The 252-nt window shown below is 63.5% G+C and carries 1 pseudogene; it reads right to left on the bottom strand.

Annotated elements, in window-relative coordinates:
• Window positions 1-252 (bottom strand): annotated as a pseudogene (locus QSJ95_RS32805) (IS4 family transposase); the annotation flags it as partial.

The following is a 252-nucleotide window of genomic DNA, read 5'->3' as shown; positions in this document are numbered from 1 at the left end:
GCGTCCATTCGTCGAAGCCAGGGCCCTTGAGGGTGATCGTGGTGGAGTCCAGCAGGTACAGCAGTTCCTTCCCGTCACGGCGTAACTGCCGGCAGACGCCCGCCATCAGGTAGTGCGCAACCTGAGCGAAGACCTCGGTATTACGGCGTTCGTTGGCGTCGGCCAGGGTGGAACGCCGGATCGGGCCCGTACCCAGGTGATAGTGCTGATGGGGATGGCTGTTGAAGCTGGTTTCAAGCGCCCGCAGGCTGC

The sequence above is a fragment of the Pseudomonas sp. NBRC 100443 genome (assembly GCF_030268185.1).
In the GTDB taxonomy this organism is placed as follows: domain Bacteria; phylum Pseudomonadota; class Gammaproteobacteria; order Pseudomonadales; family Pseudomonadaceae; genus Pseudomonas; species Pseudomonas citronellolis.
Note: the sequence above shows the minus strand (reverse complement) of the source record. Positions and strands in the feature narration are given on the sequence as shown.